The sequence below is a fragment of the Roseobacter sp. AzwK-3b genome (assembly GCF_000170875.1).
Lineage (GTDB): Bacteria > Pseudomonadota > Alphaproteobacteria > Rhodobacterales > Rhodobacteraceae > Roseovarius > Roseovarius litoreus.
In genome coordinates this window covers 17,776-35,117 of record NZ_ABCR01000012.1, presented here as the reverse complement: position 1 = coordinate 35,117, position 17,342 = coordinate 17,776, and the positions used below count along the sequence as shown (strand labels likewise).

The window sequence follows — 17,342 nt, the reverse complement described above, 5'->3', positions numbered from 1 at the left end:
GTTGAGTGTGGTTTTCACATTTAATAGACCTAACTACCTCAAAAACTTTGTCAGATCACATCAGGAATGTGCTCCTGAATTCAACCTGCTCATCATCGATGACGCTAGTACCGATCCGGACCAGATCAAGATATTGGACGACTTCCGTAAGCAGGATGGGATTGAGGTAATGACCGCATATGGTGCGTCGCATCGCCATGGCGGGCTTTACCAAAATATGAACGAAGCTTTGGCAATAGCTGGACGTCGCGGGTATCAGTTCATGAATTTGTTTCAAGATGATATGCAAATTGTGAGACCCGCAACGGATGATATACTTAAGGCCTGCGGAATACTTGATATGATCAAGCATGGTCTCCACATAAATTTGACCTTTCGTAAATATCTAGATGTTAAAAATGAACCAAAGATTTGTGACGTAGCAAATGTGTATCGATCTCAAAACCTGCAAGTTTCTGACACTGGTTTAATACACGTCAAACGCGCGATCAGCTCAGGTTTCATTTTCCAAGAATCTGAACGAGCTCATAGTGCATTGGCAGTACAACTTGGCTTCAAAGGATATGTATTTAGAGATCCAGTGTGTGCATTTGTGCCCTGGCCTATATTCTACCGAAATAAAAAAAAGACCAAAATTGCACCGCTCGGCACAATTCGTAAAACCTCAAACGTTAAATTCATTCGCACCATTTCACCAGATGAGATTATCAGCCTTAAAGCCAGAGATATTAAGACATTACCCTACATGGAGGAGTGGTGTAGGCCGGCAAACAGTTATTGGCTTGCGCCATACAATTACACAAACTCACTTCGTGACTGGGGCAAGAGAATTGTGCGATCAGCAATGGATGGAAAGCTTAATTGGCGGATTATTCCTCATTTAATTTCGCCGTCAACTCCTGTCCAAACACCTAAGTTGGAGTTAAAGAGGCATGACTGACAATAACCCTCACGTTGTTGAGCGTGAACTCAACCAACATGATTTATCCCAACTGAACGCCTTGTCCGCGATTGCAACAGCGTCGAATGCACCAAAGCACGGTACGCGTTATCGACTGATATTTGGCTTGAAAACGGCCAAGTGCCTTGACAATCTTTATTTTCGGCTGATCGAGAAGCTTGATATTGATGTACTGGTGGAGTGCGGCGCACATGAAGGCACTGCATCTTTCAGAGCTGTGACAGAACTTAAAAAATCTGCCATAGCAATAGAAGCGAATCCGTATGTTTTTAGACAAAAGACACTCCAACTTCAAAAGTATGGAGTAATGGCATTAAATTTTGCGCTGGACACAACAGCCGGGCAAGTAGCACTGAAAGTGCCCAAAGGAAAAAGCAACTCATCAACAAAAGGTTCTCTGTTGCCGCGTACCGAGGGCGCTACCGAAGAAGTTACATGCGAAGCAAGAACTCTTGATTCTATTGCTGCACAATATTTACCAGAGCGCAATTCTGTTGGACTTTGGATCGACGTGGAAGGAGCTACATCTCGCGTGTTGCGTGGGGCAAGTAAAATTTTGCAGGGTGGAAGATGCAAGATAATCAAAGTAGAAGTGGAGTCCGTTTCATTTTGGCAAAATCAAACCAAGGCTCATGAAATTGATTTGTATCTAAGAAAACATAAATTTGTTCCCATAGCCCGGGATTGTGAATATCGGAATCAATATAATATAATTTACGTTCCGATGAGGTATCTTGAGCCCGTTGAAAGTGACGTTTTTTGTTTCTGGCAAGATTTGGGTAGATTGAAGCTTGCACCTAGTGATTGGATCTTCCCTTTTTCGCTACAACGCAACAGACTTATCTTAAACAGAAGTAGTGTTTTTCGCCGTCTCGCAGCAATCCTAAGGCCTTAATAGGGCGCTGCTCTAGATGAACTGGATTTTCATCGCTCAGGTGAGGAAGTGCGAATAGATGTGTAAAGTACTGTTTATGGCTTTCTCTAAAATCGGATCGCGAAAAGCAAACGCAATTCAGCAGGCTGCAATGTTTGGTGCTGTAAATCGTGTTTGCAAGAGCTCAATAGGTGTATTTCTTTATCCGATAGTAGATTTTCTGAGATTTGTAGGCCGCCCTAATTTTAGGCTGTCATTTATTCCGATTCCTGTTATGCCCGCACGGCGGCTTACCTTTTTTATCTACAAGTTGGTAATTTTGTTATCAATTAAACTAGGCCGTTTGGATGTTGCATACACTAGGTCTCCAGTTTTTGCTAAACTCGCAATGGAAAATGGGCTTTCGACCATTCTTGAATTGCATGCCGTTCCTCGTACCGACAGCAAAGATCACAAAACAGTGGGTTTTGCTTGGTCACACCCTCACCTGCGCAGGATCGTCACCATCTCTCAGACGCTTGCCGATGATCTGGTGTTGGAATATGGCTTACCCCATCCGGGCTGTGACATCGTTGTGGCCCATGACGGAGCCGAGCCTGGATTTCGGCCCGGCCCGCCAGCGGCGCATGACGGACCTCTGCGGGTGGGCTATTTCGGGCATCTCTACCCTGGCAAGGGTATGGAGACGATAGCGTTACTCGCTCCGCTGTTCCCAGACCTTCGCTTTGACGTTCATGGTGGCACCGACGCTGATCTCACCCGCTGGCGCGCCGCCTGCGCAGGACAGGACAACCTGATCCTACATGGTCACATCCCCCATGAGCAGGTGGCCGAGCGGATGGCAGACTGTGACATCCTCATAGCGCCCTATGCCGCGAAAGTCAGCCATTCTGGAAGTGGGGATATCGGGCGCTGGATGTCGCCACTCAAGCTGTTTGAGTACATGGCTGCCGAACGCCCCGTGGTTACTGCCGACCTGCCCGTTCTGCGAGAGGTGGTTAGCGATGGCGAGACAGCGCTCTTATGCCCGCCAGGTGATACTGATGCCTACGCTTCTGCGCTGCGGCGATTGACGGCTGATCCGGAATTAAGTGCACGTATTGGTTCGGCGGGCCGCGACCTGCTGGAGGCGGAGTATACTTGGGAAAAGCGCGCACGGCGGGTGCTGGACGGAATCGTGCCCAAGGATACCAAATGACCCCACACATTCTTTTTGCCGCTTATCAGACTGATCGCGGCTCCAACGGTGGCATGGAAAGTGCCACGCATATTTTTGAGGCGCTGGCGGATGATTTCCGCTGGACGTTGTTGACCAACCGCGAGACGCCGCGGAACGCACGGTGGCGTGCCGGGGGCGCGCGGGTGTTGAACTTTGCCTTTGACGAGGGCGCCGGAAGGATCGCGCGAAGCGCGCAACTGAGCCTCGCTGCCACGCGAGCACTGGCGCTAAGCGCTAACATCCTCCATGGAAATGACATTCGCGGCGTGCAGATCCTGCTGTACGCCGCGCGGTTGAGGCGCGTACCGCTTGCCTTGACATTGCGCGACACCAAGCCCGAAAGTGATCGCTATAGCGCGTCCTGGCACCGAATAGCCCAGCGGCTCGATGCGCTGATCACCCTTTCAGATGACATGGCTCAGCGTGTCGGGGATCGACTGCCAGTTCCCGCCGCACGGCGGCATACAATCAACAGCATTGTCGACCTTGATGCTTTCCACCCGCCCGACCCTAACCACCGTGCGGCTTCGCGTGCCTGTCTGGGGATCGGAGCCGAAGAATGCGCCGTGGGTATGGTAGCGGGGGTGTTCGACAAGAAGCGACAGTTGGAGGTGATACGCGACGTGCTGCCACAGCTGGCAGACCTCCACGTGCGGCTACACTTGGTAGGTGATTTCAAGCCGCATACAGAGTCTTACGCCCAAGTCTGCGCAGATATGGTCGCCGCGCTGGGGCTGGAGGACCGCGTCGTTTTTCATGGATTTCGCAGCGATGTAGCCGACTGGATGGCAGCGCTGGACATAGTGCTGGTGGCCTCGCGGCGCGAAGGGCTGGCGCGCTGCATGATAGAGGCGATGGCATGCGGCACGCCGGTGGTGTCGGTCGATGTATGTTCCGCCCGCGAAATGCTGGAGTCGACGGGGGCGGGAATCGTCGTGGGGATGGATGACTGGGCCGGCCTCGCAGCCGCCCTGCGTGATCTCAGCACTGACTCGAAAAAGCGCGCGGCCATGGGCCAGCGCGGCCGAGAAGCGGCACTGGCGCGATTTTCGACACAACGGGTGGCGCAGAGCTGGCATGATCTTTATGACCGCCTCGGTGGAACGAGGATGGAGTGATGATTGTGTCTGATCGATTTGAAGTGATGTTTTTTCTGCCACAGCTTGGCGGGGGCGGTGCGGAGATGAACGCAGTCCGGTTAGCACCAGGCCTGCTGGCCGCCGGGATAACGCCGGTCTATGCCGTCGCACGCGGCCCTGGAAGCTATGCCGAGTTCCTTCCCGAAGGCGCGACCGAGATCATCCTAAATACCGGCCGGATCAATTCCTCGACGCTGCGACTGATTCGGGCGCGAGCCCCTTTGGCTCGCCTGATGGATGTGCGGAAACCTGATGTGTTATGCGCCGTGATGGCCGGGCCCGGGATCGCGGCATTGGCTGCGGTACAGAAAGCCCAACACAAGCCTGCGAAGGTGCTTTCGATCCAGAATTCACTGAGCGTATCGCATGAACAGGACGCCAGGATTCGCGAACGGATCGAACTGGCACTAATCCGTCGCAGCTTTCCAGCCTTCGACGCGGCTATCGCCCTTTCTTTTGGCGTAGCAGAAGAACTGCGCCGGATCGTGCCTGCGCTGCGCGACCGGGTAGAGGTGGTACCGAATGTTGGTCTACCGCTTCCGGCGCAGGTGGCGACTGCGCTTTCGCAGAGCCGGTCCGGCAGCACCAGCGTATGCACGATTTTGGCCTGCGGGAGGCTCACAAAACAAAAAGACTATCCCACTCTACTGCGGGCGTTTGCCTTGCTGAAAGGAGCCAAACTGCGTCTGAAAATTCTTGGTGAAGGGGAATTGCGTGAGCGCCTCCAGGTCATGGTCATGGAATTGGGGCTGGCGGAAAGGGTGACCTTTCTGGGCTTTCAGCGCGACCCGTTCAGCTACATGCGCGCAGCCGATATCTTTGTTCTGTCATCACGCTGGGAAGGGTTTGGCAACGTTCTGGTCGAGGCGATGGCCATGGGCACACCTGTCGTCTCGACCGACTGCCCGCATGGCCCAGCCGAGATAATCGCGGATGGCGAAACTGGATTGTTGGTACCTGTCGACCAGCCCGAAGCGCTGGCGGAGTCCCTGCAACGCCTGATCGACGATCCGGCGCTGAGGCGGCGCTTGGGTGAGGCAGGCAAGGTGCGCGCACAGGATTTTTCGGCCGAGAAGGTAGGGGCCGCCTATGCAGCGCATTTCCGAGCCATTGCGGCGAGAGCGCGGCGAACATGACGCCAAACCTATTCATAGTCGGTGCGCCAAAATGCGGCACCAGTTCTCTTTTCGATTGGCTGTGCCAGCATCCAAACATTCAGGGCACTCGAGTTAAAGAGCCCTTTTTCCTGATCGATCCAGCCCACCCACTGGCGCGCCGTCCAAGCTTCGCAGCTGACGGAACCGACGCTTGGGGCAGCCTCTTCGCGCGCGAGGACGCCACAGCGCCGATCCGGATGGAGGGCACCACGCATTATCTGTTCGACCCCGTTGCACGGGATGCGATCACCGCGATGTCGCAAGCACGTGTGATCATCGTGCTGCGCGAGCCTGCCACACGCGTGTACAGTTCGTTCCAATACACGGCAAACAATCTCGCGCGGCTGAAACCCGGCCTCGATTTTGCACGCTACCTCGACCTTGTTCGAGAGGGCCGCCCGCTGATGCCCGACTGGTGCACCCATCCTGGAAGTGCCTATGTCCTGCAGAACGATCTCCATTACAGCCGGTATCATGAGCATGTTGCCCCTTGGCTCTCGGCAGTTGGACCGGATCGAGTACGATTGCTTGTGATGGAGGATATGATCAGGGACCCTCAGGGCGCGGTCGCAGGAATTGTTGCATGGCTCGGGCTTGATCCGGCGAGGTTGCCACGGATCGAGAATGCCGCCCGCAACCGTACCGAGCGGGTCCGGTTTCCGCGAGTGCAGAACACCGTGCGGTCTCTGAATAAGCGTTTGCGTCCGCCACAGGCATTCCGCACGGTGCTGAAGCGGGGCTATGGTGCTCTTCAATTTCAAGACGCAGCCGAAACATCCCCTGAGGACCGTGCAGCTCTGGAACACCTACGCACCCAATATGAAGAAGACAATGCCCGCCTTGCCGCAGTCACCGGTCTGGACCTAACGGCGTGGTCGATCACCAAGCCCGTCCCGGTGCAAACTCCGTGAGCGACGTAACTTTCCGATCCCAGTCCTTTACTTTCACTGAATCGGTGCGGAACAATCCTTTCGTACCGATCTCGGACGTGATGCGTTTGGTTGTTGTCATTTATTTTGTGTTTTGGCGCTTTGTACCCACGCTCGCTGTCCTTTCCGCACAAGCCAGCATCGATGTCTTCTATGCACTGACGATCGCGTTTTTCCAGTTCATGATCGAGCTGCTGATCCTTTATCCCTTTTTGTTAAAACGCTTCGCCGGCACCTCCATCGGTTGGCTGCACCCACTTATCTTGCCAACAGTTATGTCCGTTAGCTTTGGTATCGTGCGCAGCCCGGATCAATTGCTGACCCCAATTACAGCTTGGTACCAAGTCCAAGGCGTGCCAGACCATATGCTTCTTGTCGGCTGGCCCGAGACTCGAATCCTCGAGGCGCAACTGAAGCTCAACCTGATTAATCTGTTGGCACTAATCTGCACCTATGCCGGTTTTTCCATTATGCTGCGACGGTACCCGCACCGCGAGCAGCGGCCGATACGTATCGACGGCGCGCGCATCGCGCTGCTTTTCATCGTGATGTTTTTGGTCGTCTTCGCTTTTCTGCAGTTACAAGGTGGACTGATAGCGCACATGTCGACACTTGGCGGTGGACGTTTCCGCATGCGGCAACTCAGCGGGCATTTTCTCGTGTTTAATAACTTCCTGCCCTTCCTGCTCTTGTTGTGGTATGCCTTTAGGCCGACTGCAATCCGCAACCCGCTTTTCATAGGTGCGTTTGTGCTAAGCGCAGTTACACAGATCATCGTGACGGGCAGCCGTTCCGACTTGTTTGCATCATTTGCGCTGCTTCTTGCAGTCTGGATCTACCACAACCGCCGAATTCCGACCACGAGGGCAGTTCTGCTGGGACTCGTAGCGGTCCTTTCGCTCGGCGTGCTAGGAGAAGTTCGGCGCAGCGGTCAGAGTGGACAAATTGACTTCACCGCTCTAATGGATTTTGACTTGGCTTCGGCTTGGGAAATGTCTCAAGAGGAACTGGAAAACCGTCGTCATGGCACGGGGTTGGCGATAGCAGCGCTGGTGCCTGATCATGCCCAACATCTTCTTGGAACTACCTACGTCGCCGCGGCAGCTTTCTGGGTCCCTCGCTCCATCTGGCGCGATAAACCCCGTGGCGCAGGTGCCCACGCTAAGGCTCTGCTTTTCGGAGATCGAGAGACCATGGAGGGCTATAGCGGCGGCGGCACTCCTGTTAATGGCGCTCCGGAGGCTTACTGGAACTTCAGCTACCCAGGCGTTGTGATCGTGTTTCTGCTTTATGGCATACTTTGCGGGGCCGTAACGCGATGGGTTATGCGGCAACCACAAAATCCCTATGTGATTGTTGCACTTCTCATATTTGTTTTCCAGTTTAGCACGCCAAGTACGACTGGCATGGTCCCGACCCTACAGTCGATGACCTTGCTTTATCTAACATATCTTTTCCTAAACCGCCTTAAGATGAGATGATGAAAGCCATTTTCGCCCATGACCATAGGTTTATCCTATCAAGAGAAAAGGTGTGGTCCGAAAGCCAGTTTGAAGCTGCCCTTTGGAAACGCTACCTTGCCCATTTCGATACCATCACCGTCGCGGCCCGGCGAGGAAGTATGCCGCCGGGTAAGTCTGTGCAGCAACTCGAGTTATCGTCGGCACCTCATGTAGATTTCGAATTGTTTTCAAACCTGTCACGCCTTCGAGGGTTGACCCTAGATCGTCCTGCGGCCCTACGCCGTATGCAGGAATTGGTGGCCCGGCATGATGCGGTGATTGCGCGTCTCCCCAGTGAGATCGGACTGCTAGCTGTTCAATCAGCACGGGTCCTTGGCAAGCCTTGGGCTGTCGAGATTGCGGGCTGTCCCTGGGACGGTCTTTGGAATTATGGCTCACTCACGGGCAAGGCTTACGCAACGGTTGCTTGGTGGCGCATGCAACGCACCGTTGCGCGTGCAGAGCATGCCCTCTATGTCACACGCTCCTACCTCCAAAAGCAATATCCAACACAAGCAGCAAATACTTGCTCGGCGTCCAATGTCATGCTTCATGATGTCCCCGTAACTGCTCTGACCGCACGGCTGGAGCGTATTGAGACTCTAAGCCAGCGTCCGGTCCGGCTTGGTCTGATTGGCACGCTCAAGGGACGTTTCAAAGGCATCCAGACAACTCTCGCGGCACTGGCAGATGCGCGGTACGATCTGCCGCGGCTTAAGCTCCATATTCTCGGGGGGGGAGATCCGGCCCCTTGGAAGTCTGAAGCAGAAAGGCTGGGTCTGTCCGACCTTGTGGTGTTCGAGGGCACCCTTCCTGCGGGCGAGGCGGTGCTACGCTGGCTCGATAACGTCGATCTTTACCTACAGCCTTCGCTCAAAGAAGGCCTGCCAAGGGCACTGATTGAGGCGATGAGCCGTGGATGCCCCTGCATCGCCTCCACTACCGCTGGCATTCCAGAGCTTCTGGAGAGAATAGATCTGATAGAGCCTGGAGATAAGTTGGGTTTGGCCAATCTTTTGAGGAGAAGGCTCACTGATCGTGAATGGATGGAGCACCGGGCAGGTCGAAACTGGAATGAAGCGCTGGGTTACCAGACTACCGTACTCGATCAAAGGAGACACAAATTCTGGCAGTGTTTTGTCGACGATGTGCGCCGAAGAGAATTGCATTTCTCCTTTTAGTAGTTGAGAAACCGCGTTTTTTTTGAATTGACATCTCCGGTGGTATCGACTGTTGCGAAGGCATGATCAGCCCCGGTTTTCTTTCCCCGTCGGAGAGAGAAAAGCCTTTCGCGTGCGTGCACAGTTATCTTGAAGACCAAAACGTTCCACGGCGCGTCGATGCAAAATTCCTCCTTGATGACGGGAAGTCCTAGCCCGGATAACTCACGACACAGGTTTCATTGGAGGTAAGCTGCTGTTTTGCGCGGGCATGCGATGACGAGCGTGAGCACAATCGGCGTCCGGGTTTTCACGGTGGACGCGTTGTCATCTCTGGCTTTTGGGTTTCTTTTTCAGTCGGAGCGGGGCGCGATGTCTGCGTCATGTTGGGGGTGGCGGGCCACCTCGTTCACCGTCGCGCCTTCCACCAGCGCCTCAGCTACAATCCGGGCTTTCAACGCATCCGGCCACCGCCGCTGACCACGCGGCCCAACAATCTCATCAACGTCTGCGAGAAACTCCGTTGAGTGCTCCATGGAGAAAATCCCTACTTAATTCCATGACGCACGGAATCGCAGATCAAACGCTCACAGGAAAGGTGGGGCCAGAACAACGGTTACGGCCCATCAGATTGGTCACGATGAAGCGGGTGTCGCGTCCCATGGGGCCGACTTCGACCCGGGCGATGACACGACGGTCTGTGGACCAGGACCGTGCTGCATAAGACAAGGATTTGAACCGGCGCAGTTTCTGACCCTTTCGCGCGTAGCGGTCTGCCGTGGAAGCCTCTAGGGTTTTCACATGCTCCCGCAGGCGCACATTTTTAGACAGGCCAAACACGTGATGCAGCCTGAGGCTGTCACACAGGTCCAGAACTTCCGAGGTGCCGTCGTGGCTGTCAGCGCGCAGCAGGATCGCGGTCGCGGGCCAGTCGCGGCGGATCAGACGCCGGATGTGGGCGGCGCGCCGGGCGCAGCACTGCGCCGACAAGACGCCCATCGCCGTCAAAGACCACGATCGGCTGGAAACCGTATTCATCATAATGCGCATTGAACAGGCGCAGCTGCTGGTGGCCATGGACGGTATAAAAGGTATCGTCGATATCCAGCACGATCTGTCGGGGCGTGCGTGCAAACGAGGCGCAATAAAACCGCACCATCTCATGCGCCATCCGGATAAGCGCCCGCCTGTCGGCCAGGTTTTCCATCCGCGAGATCGTGGGCTGTGAGCACAGCGCCGGTCTCACGGGCACGCTCGAGAGTGAGCTTGAACGACGGCTCGTCGCGCAAATCATCCGCGTCTTTGCCGTCCTCATACCCAGCCGCGATCATCATGATCCGGAACGGGATGATGTCTTCCAGGCTGTGCCGCTCCTTGCCGGGTTCACGCGGATCCGGGAGGCACTTTGCGACCAAACCCGCCAGATTGGCCCGGCGTTTGACCTCCCCCAAGAGCGTCAGACCGGCATCGGAGCTCTTATCCGCGCCGTCAAAATTGAGCAGGACAGGCCTGCCATTCACAGGTGACAAAGCGGGTTTGGTGGAGGTAGAGTGAGCCATTGTGAGGGGGCCTGCCTTTGAAACTGGAATTTCTGGCTTCGACAACCGAAAAATACCTGCTTTCAAAATTTTACGCCATCCTCGCCACATCTTCCTGAATTATCCGGGCTAGCAGGCCATCGCTGAGTTTCTCTGCTTAGGTGATGATACCATTCGAGGCTGGTATAAAACCTACCGAGAGGACAGTTACGAGTGCTTTTGATCAACGGGTAGAAGAGTGGTCAGTCCTGAATGACGCAGCTCAAGAGGCGGAGACATGCGCTTGGCTGCCCGATGGCGTCAACAAAGCCGATCCACGCTGAAGCGTATTTCGCTAATACTCAATTTAAAAAGGTGCCCCATGATTAACAGACTCGACTTTGTCGTTGTTGGACCACAGAGGACGGGGAGCTCATGGCTAGACCGGGCATTGCGTACCCACCCAAAAGTCGCTCTGCCCGCATTTACCAAAGAAACCTTCGCTTTCGACAGCGAAACGGAGATCGATTTACATACCTATTTTCAAAGGTATTTTTCTAACGCCGAATCTGGACAGAAAGTTGGGGAAATTGGTCCGACTTACTTTCATAATCCTCGAGCAAGGGATCGTTTGCGCACCAATTTCCCAGATCTAAAGATCATCATCCTGCTTCGCGATCCGGTAGAGCGCACCTATTCTCTTTTCCGTCATGAAGTCGCGAAGGGCCGTAGCCCGGACGATCTTTTCCGTGCCATTGAACAAAACCCCGAGATAGTCGAATCTGGTCGTTATGCAAAACACGTTGTCGATTGGCAGCGTGATTTTGGGAATGACCGAGTACAGTTGCTTTGGTTCGACGATATAGAGGCAAGGGGCGCGCAGATGGTCATGGACGTGCATGAATTCATTGGAGTCTCGAGGCGGCAACTCAACCCCGAGATATTAGACAAATACGGCTCCGGTGTAGTGCCGAGATTCCAGTTATTAGCTACTATGGCAGCACGCACTGCCCGGTTCTTTCGGTCCGCCGGGATGGACAGAGTTGTAGAGGGCGCGAAGCGCATTGGTCTAAAGCCACTATTCTTCCAAGGTGGCGATACCAGCAAACTAGCCCTTTCCCAAGCGCATCGCGAATATCTCGAACAAGTGCACGCTGATGACATACGGTTTATCTTAGAACAAAAGCGGACTTTCCATGGGGGAAAATCCTGAAATGAGAGTGGTAGTAGTGTCTAATTTTGCTTGGTCCCTGACAACATTCCGCGGAGATTTAATAAAGCAGATGGTTGCCGGCGGTCACGATGTACATGTTGTTGCTCCAGATTTCGAAAATGATCCTGAGCTCGGGGACAAGTTGCGCAATTGGTCGGTGACACCGCATACGATTGCAATGTCCCGTGCTGGCCTGACGCCAATACAGGATTTGAAACTACTCTTTGGTCTCTATTGCCTTTTCCGTGAAGTCCGTGCCGATCATGTGTTTGGCTACACATCCAAACCTGTCATTTTCGGAACCCTGGCCGGCAGGTTGGCTGGGGTTTCGAAACGTTTTGTGATGATTAATGGCCTCGGTTACGCATTCACTGGTAAGCCAAAAGGTAAACGGAGGTTTGTTAGGTGGTTGCTCATCGTGCTCTACTGGATCGCTTTGAAAAATGCTGATGGGGTGTTTTTTCAAAACCCTGACGATAGTGAGGATTTACGACGGCTCCGCGTGCTCGGCCCCAGAACGCGGACGATTTTAGTCAATGGCTCAGGGGTCAATACATCGGATTACCCGCAGCAACCAATACCAAGTGGACCCATATCATTTCTTCTAATCGCCCGTTTGATCGCAGATAAGGGAATACGAGAATATTTAGCAGCAGCGAGAGCGATTGGTCGGAAATTTCCTGATGTGAGATTTCATTTGGTTGGAGACTACGACCCCAATCCTAGCGCGATTACTCCAGATGAAATAAAAAAGTGGTCCCAATTAGGTAATATATGCTTCCATGGCCATCTGAATAATGTTCGAGATGTACTCAAAAATTGCAGTGTGTACGTTCTGCCAAGCTACTATCGTGAAGGTACACCACGCTCAATCCTTGAAGCGCTTTCGACCGGACGTCCAGTCATAACCACTGACGCGCCCGGGTGTCGTGAAACTGTTCAAGATGGGATAAACGGGTTCCTCATTCCTGCTCGCGACGCCGCTGCACTGGCTGCAGCAATGGAGAACTTCATAGATAATCCTGCTTTGGTTGTCTCAATGGGCCAGAAGTCGCGAGAAATGGCTTTAAACAAATACGATGTTAAAAAGGTGAACGCAGTGATGCTTGACGCAATGGATTTATAATCATCCACGTTTATGACGCCGCCGGACGCAAAATTCAACCAGCCGTCAAGGCCGAAATGTAGTTGGATTCCTTCGTGACAAGTGCGTTAATGAGCCGGCATAGCTCATGCTGAGGCCACGTATCATGATACCCTTTTTGCCAGATCATACTGACGCGCTGATCGCCTTTGTACATAATATTTATGGTGACAGCTTCACCCCCTTGCACAGGCCGGTCTTTGAGGGAAATGAACGCAACTACCTTATTGACACGATCGATTCGAATTTTGTTTCGTCGGTTGGCGCTCGGGTTTCCGAGTTGGAGGAGCGGATAGCCGAATTCACCGGCTCGGCTCGGGCGATTGCCACCGTGAACGGTACAGCAGCTCTACATATTGCGCTTATCGTGGCTGGGGTCTGTCAGGGTGACGAGGTGCTGTCGCAAGCAGTTACCTTCGTAGCGACCTGCAACGCTATTTGCTACGCAAATGCGCGGCCTGTGTTTGTAGATGTGGACGAAGACACGATGGGAATGAGCCCGGTGGCCCTGCGCCGGTGGTTAGAGGCTAACACGAGGCACGAGGGCGGTAAGACAATAAATCGTGAGACCGGCGCACGCATCACTGCCTGTGTGCCGATGCACACTTTTGGCCTGCCCTGTCGGATCGCCGAAATCGCCGAGGTATGTGCCGAATTCGACATTGCACTGATCGAGGATGCCGCAGAGTCGCTCGGCAGCCGTGTCGGCGCGCGCCATACTGGCACCTTTGGCACTCTGGCCACGCTAAGCTTCAACGGCAACAAGGTCATCACGACCGGAGGCGGTGGCATGATCGTCACAGATGACACGGCGCTCGCTGATCGCGCCAAACACCTGACCACCACGGCCAAGGTACCGCACGCATGGGAGTTCGTGCATGACCAGGTGGGCTACAATTACCGCATGCCTAATCTCAACGCGGCCTTAGGTTGTGCACAGATGGAAAAGCTGCCCGAAATGCTGCGGATCAAGGCTGACACGGCGGCGCGCTACCGGGCTTTCTGCGCCGAACACGGGCTGCATTTCATCGATCCGATTGCGGCAACGACCACGAATTACTGGCTCAATGCCATCCGGCTGGAAGATCGCAACGCACGTGACGCATTTCTCGACTACACCAACGGTAAGGGTGTGATGACCCGGCCGATCTGGACTCTGATGAGCGACCTTAACGCTTTTGCGGAGTGCCAGAACGACGGGCTCGAGACCTCCCGCTGGCTCGCCGACCGAGTCGTCAACCTGCCGTCCAGCGTTCCCGAAAACCAGTTCCACAGGCTACATACATGAATATTCTCGATCTCATCGGTCGCGATCTGGCGCTTTTCGACACGGATATTGCTCGCCATGATGCTGAGTTGCGCGATCTGGTCAGCGCCTCGCGTTTCTTGGTGATCGGCGGGGCCGGTTCTATCGGACAGGCCGTAACGCGCGAGATATTCAAGCGAAATCCGCGCGCGCTACATGTGGTTGATATATGCGAGAACAACATGGTCGAACTCGTGCGCGACATTCGTAGCACGCTGGGGTACAACGACGCCGATTTTCGCACCTTCGCAATTGATTGTGGAAGCCGTGAGTTCGAGGCGCTGATGGCGGCAAATCTAGCTTATGATTACGTGCTCAATCTCTCGGCGCTAAAGCATGTGCGCAGCGAGAAGGACCCGTTCACCCTGATGCGGCTCATCCAAGTGAACATCCTCAACACTATCTCTACGCTGCAGGCCGCACGCGACAAGGGAGCGACTAAATATTTCTGCGTCTCAACCGACAAAGCGACCAACCCTGTCAACATGATGGGGGCAAGCAAGCGGATTATGGAGATGTTTTTGATGCGCGAGAGCCTAACGATACCGATCTCAACCGCGCGATTCGCCAATGTAGCCTTTTCCGACGGCTCACTCCTACACGGTTTCAACCAGCGCCTTGCAAAGAACCAGCCAATTTCAGCGCCCAACGACGTTCGCCGCTATTTCGTGACGCCGCAGGAATCGGGTGAATTGTGCCTGATGTCCTGCCTTTTGGGCAACAACCGCGACATCTTCTTTCCCAAGCTGAGCAAGGCGCTCAACCTCATCCGCTTTTCCGATATCGCCGTGCGTTACTTGCGCGCACGGGGATATGAGCCTTATGAATGCGCCACCGAAGAGGAGGCACGAGGCCGCGTCGCCGAACTGATCTGCGCGGGCAAATGGCCAGTCTTCTTTTTTACCTCCGACACTACCGGTGAGAAAGATTTCGAGGAATTCTATACTGGGGCTGAGACACTGGACATGGAGCGTTTCGACACGATCGGTGTCATTCTAAACACGCCGGACTTCGACGTATCAAAGCTCGATCATTTCGCAAACAAGATCGCCTGCATCCGCGACGCTCCCCCTTGGGACAAGCCCGAGATCGTGGAACTCTTCAAGGATATGCTTCCGGAATTCGATCACAAGGAAACGGGTAAGTATCTGGACGCGAGGATGTAGGTCATGGTGCAGCGAGTACTTGATATTGTACTTTCCGGTACAGCACTTCTCTTGCTTGCGGTGCTTCTGATCCCTGTCGCAGTAGTCTTGCGCTTTACTGGCGAGGGTGAAGTGTTTTTCGCGCAAAACCGAGTGGGCCGCGGGGGCAAACCGTTCAAGCTTTTGAAATTTGCCACCATGCTCAAAGACAGCCCCAACATGGGCACTGGTACTGTGACACTAAGGGACGATCCCCGCGTCCTGCCAGTCGGCCGCTTCCTGCGCAAGACTAAGATCAATGAGTTGCCGCAGCTTATAAACATCCTGAAGGGGGACATGAGCCTCATTGGCCCTCGGCCTCAGACGCAGCGCTGTTTTGATGCTTTCCCCTCGCGCTCACAGAAAACAATTGTCACGGTGCGTCCGGGACTTTCTGGTCTTGGCTCAATTGTGTTCCGTGGGGAAGAAGACATGATGCATGCTGCAAAGGACCCTAATCGGGTCTATGATGAGTTGATCATGCCCTACAAGGGTTTACTCGAGGAGTGGTATGTGCAGAACCAGAGTGTTTTTGCTTACCTTGCGCTGATCGCCCTGACCGTCTGGGTTGTCGCCCGACCACGTTCTGGGCTTGTTTGGAAGGTTTTCCCCGATCTGCCTTCGCCACCTGAGGAAATCGCGCGGGAAGTAAATTGGCCTTCGGTGTCCCTTGTCGCTTGATGGGGAAACGCTGAGACAGGTCGCTCGGCTGCATGCTGCGCGCATAGATCAGGGGTTTCTTTCAAGTCTGGGTGTCCGGTTTCTCACAGTTCTTTACCGCGCCATCGATCGTAGCGACTCTGCGGTTTTAATCGTTCAGCGTGACGGTTCAGATGTGATCGGTTTCGTCAGTGGCGGCATCGGCATGGGGCCGATCTACAAACAGATGCTGCGAGATTGTCCTGCTTTAATTCTCTCACTAGTACATGTTGTGCTCCGCCCTCGCAAACTTTGGGGCATTATCGAGATACTACTGCGTGGAGGCGACGATGGACTTGAGTGTGAGCTTCCACGAGCTGAGTTGTTCTCCATCGCAGTTGCTCTGGATGCACGGGGAGGCGACGTGGCAAAACGGCTGTATACTGCCTTATGCATGCATTTTCGTCAGCAGGACATTCCAGCGTTTCGCATTGTGGTTGGAGAAGCTTTGCTCCCAGCACATCGCTTCTACGCCAAGATGGGAGCCGAACCTGCAGCTAGCCTTCGTGTGCATTACAATGCCGGCTCCACTGTATATGTGCAATACTTGCAGAAAAGCTGGGATGCGTCCCAGAGTTGATGAAACGCGGAATCTACCGCGTCATGCGCATGCGGCTGAAGGCCAGGCGCTGGTGCAAACCCTGGAGGGTTCCACGGCAGACCGCTATGTACGCAATGGCGAGAAACCGCGCCGGTTCAAGTCCTTCTCCTACGCGGCCCGGTCGTGGTCGAAAGAGCGACGCGTCATTGCCCGGGTCGAAGTCAGCTCCATGGGACGCGACACCCGCTTCATCGTCACCAATCTGATGGGCCCGCGCGGCAAGCACCTTTACGAGAAGATCTAATCCGCCCACGGTCAGGCCGATAACCACATCAAGGGCTGGAAGAGCCATCTCGCCTCGGACTGCACATCGTGCATGGGCGCAAGCGCCAACCAAATGCGGCTCATGCTTCACGGCTGCGCCTACTGGTTGTGGTGGACGCTCCGCGCGGCCTGTCCGAAACGCTCGCAATGGCGGCGCGCTCAGTTCGACACGCTGCGCCTGCACTTGGTCAAACTGACCGCGACCATCGTCGAGAAGAAAACCAGGATCATAATGACGCTGCCAGCCTCATGCCCACGTCAGAGCCTCATAAGGCTCCTGTGCGACGCGCTGCCCCGCCGCGCCCCACATGACGCAGACATCGCGACCCGCCAATCTTGAAACACCAACTTGAAAAGCTCTCGAAGACACACCCCGTCCGCCGTAAAAACCCGGACAGCAGGTCACCCGCGCGTAGAAGAGCAACTACTGACTGCTGGCGTGCGCGTCGTGAATAATCCCGGTTAACAACTGG

At 54.4% G+C, this 17,342-nt stretch carries 15 protein-coding genes and 2 pseudogenes; 15 read left to right on the top strand and 2 right to left on the bottom strand.

Translation table 11 applies throughout. The features are described from left to right. Positions 1-7: 7 nt before the first annotated feature. From RAZWK3B_RS21270 to RAZWK3B_RS17200, 8 genes are read left to right on the top strand one after another with little or no spacing between them, the layout of a single operon-like run. A complete protein-coding gene (locus RAZWK3B_RS21270; RefSeq protein ID WP_157132298.1) occupies positions 8-940 on the top strand; it encodes a glycosyltransferase family protein in 933 nt (310 codons plus the stop codon). Further along, entirely contained in the window at positions 933-1,856 is a 924-nt protein-coding gene (locus RAZWK3B_RS20705) for an FkbM family methyltransferase (RefSeq protein ID WP_083799230.1), read from the top strand. The genes RAZWK3B_RS21270 and RAZWK3B_RS20705 overlap by 8 nt, the downstream gene beginning before the upstream one ends. Positions 1,857-1,914: 58 nt before the next feature. Further along, complete coding sequence (locus RAZWK3B_RS17225) at positions 1,915-3,033, top strand: glycosyltransferase (RefSeq protein WP_083799228.1); 1,119 nt, start codon at positions 1,915-1,917, stop codon at positions 3,031-3,033. Next, positions 3,030-4,172 carry a glycosyltransferase family 4 protein gene (locus RAZWK3B_RS17220; RefSeq protein ID WP_007817401.1) on the top strand — a complete coding sequence of 381 codons (1,143 nt, stop codon included), beginning with the start codon at positions 3,030-3,032 and terminating at the stop codon, positions 4,170-4,172. The genes RAZWK3B_RS17225 and RAZWK3B_RS17220 overlap by 4 nt, the downstream gene beginning before the upstream one ends. Then, positions 4,172-5,329, top strand: a complete 1,158-nt coding sequence (locus RAZWK3B_RS17215) for a glycosyltransferase (RefSeq protein WP_007817399.1) — start codon at positions 4,172-4,174, stop codon at positions 5,327-5,329. Before RAZWK3B_RS17220 ends, RAZWK3B_RS17215 begins: the two co-directional genes overlap by 1 nt. After that, positions 5,326-6,261: a sulfotransferase family protein gene (locus RAZWK3B_RS17210; protein WP_037296177.1), complete on the top strand. Its 936-nt coding sequence runs from the start codon at positions 5,326-5,328 to the stop codon at positions 6,259-6,261. The genes RAZWK3B_RS17215 and RAZWK3B_RS17210 overlap by 4 nt, the downstream gene beginning before the upstream one ends. Next, positions 6,258-7,760, top strand: coding sequence for an oligosaccharide repeat unit polymerase (locus RAZWK3B_RS17205; RefSeq protein WP_050774269.1), 1,503 nt, complete (start codon positions 6,258-6,260; stop codon positions 7,758-7,760). Before RAZWK3B_RS17210 ends, RAZWK3B_RS17205 begins: the two co-directional genes overlap by 4 nt. Continuing rightward, positions 7,760-8,962, top strand: coding sequence for a glycosyltransferase (locus RAZWK3B_RS17200; RefSeq protein WP_007817395.1), 1,203 nt, complete (start codon positions 7,760-7,762; stop codon positions 8,960-8,962). The genes RAZWK3B_RS17205 and RAZWK3B_RS17200 overlap by 1 nt, the downstream gene beginning before the upstream one ends. 332 nt (positions 8,963-9,294) lie before the next feature. On the opposite strand, the gene RAZWK3B_RS17195 is transcribed toward RAZWK3B_RS17200, so the two are convergent. Beyond that, positions 9,295-9,477, bottom strand: coding sequence for a transposase (locus RAZWK3B_RS17195; RefSeq protein ID WP_007817394.1), 183 nt, complete (start codon positions 9,475-9,477; stop codon positions 9,295-9,297). 85 nt (positions 9,478-9,562) lie between these two features. Continuing rightward, positions 9,563-10,500, bottom strand: a pseudogene (locus RAZWK3B_RS17190) (IS1380 family transposase); the annotation flags it as partial. 340 nt (positions 10,501-10,840) lie between these two features. On the opposite strand from RAZWK3B_RS17190, the gene RAZWK3B_RS20700 reads away from it, so the two are divergent. From RAZWK3B_RS20700 to RAZWK3B_RS20695, 7 genes and pseudogenes are all read left to right on the top strand, one after another. Next, a complete protein-coding gene (locus tag RAZWK3B_RS20700) occupies positions 10,841-11,671 on the top strand; it encodes a sulfotransferase family protein (protein ID WP_157132297.1) in 831 nt (276 codons plus the stop codon). After that, positions 11,655-12,797 (top strand): glycosyltransferase family 4 protein, encoded by a 1,143-nt coding sequence (locus tag RAZWK3B_RS17175; RefSeq protein WP_050774268.1) that lies wholly within the window; start codon positions 11,655-11,657, stop codon positions 12,795-12,797. The genes RAZWK3B_RS20700 and RAZWK3B_RS17175 overlap by 17 nt, the downstream gene beginning before the upstream one ends. Before the next feature lie 124 nt (positions 12,798-12,921). Next, complete coding sequence (locus RAZWK3B_RS17170) at positions 12,922-14,103, top strand: LegC family aminotransferase (protein ID WP_037296176.1); 1,182 nt, start codon at positions 12,922-12,924, stop codon at positions 14,101-14,103. After that, positions 14,100-15,287: a UDP-N-acetylglucosamine 4,6-dehydratase gene (locus tag RAZWK3B_RS17165; RefSeq protein WP_007817384.1), complete on the top strand. Its 1,188-nt coding sequence runs from the start codon at positions 14,100-14,102 to the stop codon at positions 15,285-15,287. Before RAZWK3B_RS17170 ends, RAZWK3B_RS17165 begins: the two co-directional genes overlap by 4 nt. 3 nt (positions 15,288-15,290) lie before the next feature. Further along, positions 15,291-15,986, top strand: a complete 696-nt coding sequence (locus tag RAZWK3B_RS17160; protein WP_007817382.1) for a sugar transferase — start codon at positions 15,291-15,293, stop codon at positions 15,984-15,986. After that, entirely contained in the window at positions 15,976-16,584 is a 609-nt protein-coding gene (locus RAZWK3B_RS17155) for a GNAT family N-acetyltransferase (RefSeq protein ID WP_007817380.1), read from the top strand. Before RAZWK3B_RS17160 ends, RAZWK3B_RS17155 begins: the two co-directional genes overlap by 11 nt. Beyond that, positions 16,523-17,209, top strand: a pseudogene (locus RAZWK3B_RS20695) (transposase). The gene RAZWK3B_RS17155 and the pseudogene RAZWK3B_RS20695 overlap by 62 nt, the downstream one beginning before the upstream one ends. The last annotated feature ends 133 nt before the right edge of the window (positions 17,210-17,342 follow it).